The sequence below is a fragment of the Dactylosporangium sp. NPDC050688 genome, assembly GCF_040654515.1.
Taxonomy (GTDB): Bacteria; Actinomycetota; Actinomycetes; order Mycobacteriales; family Micromonosporaceae; genus Dactylosporangium.
In genome coordinates this window covers 1-1,716 of record NZ_JBFAIC010000177.1, presented here as the reverse complement: position 1 = coordinate 1,716, position 1,716 = coordinate 1, and the positions used below count along the sequence as shown (strand labels likewise).

1 protein-coding gene is annotated in these 1,716 nt (G+C 66.4%); it reads left to right on the top strand.

Annotation, left to right across the window (positions count from 1 at the left end):
- Nucleotides 1-176 precede the first annotated feature (176 nt).
- Nucleotides 177-1,370, top strand: coding sequence for a hypothetical protein (locus AB0H83_RS51805; protein ID WP_360111452.1), 1,194 nt, complete (start codon nucleotides 177-179; stop codon nucleotides 1,368-1,370).
- The last annotated feature ends 346 nt before the right edge of the window (nucleotides 1,371-1,716 follow it).

The window sequence follows — 1,716 nt, the reverse complement described above, 5'->3', positions numbered from 1 at the left end:
GCCTCGACGTACGAAGACACGATCGCCTCGGCGGCATCCTCCACGAGTACCAACATGCCGCCTGACCTCTGCGGATGAGGTTTTCGGCAAGGGCAGAGTTGCAGACCAGCCCGGCCGCCGTGCTTCGCGAGCTCGGCGTGGCGACCACGCTCCTCACTCGATCACAGTTCATCACAGTGTCACAGCACTGGGCGCACGTCCGGTACTGCGCCACACTCCGAGCCGGAAGAGGCAGGCTCCTTGCACTGACCCCCGCCGCCGCCCGCGACGTCGTGCACCACCACAAGGTCGCCCAGTCCGAGCAGCTCGGCATCGGTCTGGCCTTGATCGTGGCTCAAGCCGCATTGCAGCGGCGACACCCCGGATGGGTCTTCCGAGCCGTGGACGCCGACGTCGCCCTGCGGCACGGCTACATCGACGACGTACCCGGCAAGGTCCGCAACGAGCCCGGCACCAAGAAACGACCGGACTACTTCCTCGTCGGACACCGCAGCGACGGCAACCAGACCGACGTCCGCATCGCGGTCCTCGAGTGCAAAGGCACCCATGAAGGGATGCCACAGATCTACAAACAGCTGGCCGACGCGTGCCTCCAGATCCGGACCGTCACCATCGGCAAACACCCGCTGTACGGCCTGATGGTCGCCTCCCGCCTCTCCCACACCGGCGTCCACTCCTACATCCTTGACCCGCCTGGAGACGACGAACTCTGGTCCGGTCCCAGCCAGGAGTTCGACGAGCTCATCAACGAGACTCCGGACGAGTTCAACTGGCGCATCGGGCAACAAGAGCCCGACGCCTCCCAGGGCACCACCGCACCAGCCACCAGTATGAGCCCTCCCCCAGCGGCGCCCACCGGAGCAACCGAGCCCGCCGCGCCGTACGTCATCCCGGAGGGCCGACGCTCGTGGCTGGCGCAGGTCCTCAACCGCACTGCGGCCGCGTCGGTGCTGCTCTTCGCCGGCGACAGCTCGACGGCCGCCCATTACACGACAACTCGGCAACGCGGCCACATCGCCGGCATGCTGCCCATCGAGGAATCCTGGCCGGACAGCATCAGCGCACAGCTGAGGATTCCATACGGGCCCGTCCTCAACGGCACGTCGTTCCTCATGCCGTTGAGCGGCGGCAGAACGCTCGTGATGTTCCGGGGCATCGAGCGCCGCGTTCATCAGGATCTTCAGGAGGGAAACCTCCGGCGCTACATCCGCGACGCCGGTCGACTACACCGCTGGTGGCAGGCCCACCGGCAACGGTCCCGGGAACTGCTCTCCGTCGGCACCGACGGAACCGCCCTGCTCGTCCGAGTCGTCAACGAACGCGTCCGCCCAACAGCGCCAAGCCTCAACCGCACAACCAACCGTCGGTAACCGTTATACCGCAGGTCACTGCCCAGGTCAGCCAGCCGCGCCGCCGCAACCGACCGCTCACGGTTACGAGTAGACACGACAAGACGACCGGCACGCCGCCACGTATGACCCCCCTGGCAGGACAACGCGCACGCGTTCGCACGGCCGATCATGACCCAAGGCCGACGACCCTGCAGGCCTGAGCGCGACGAACCCTTCGCTCAGCCGCGCTTACGGCTGCACGCTCGCCGACCGCAAAGAGATCACCGTACGGGTGTTCGTGTCACAGATGTGTCGTGATCATCCACAGTGGACACTTGGTTGAGGGGGATCCAACCGCCCGGGTCAAGGTGTCGATCGCGTGGTG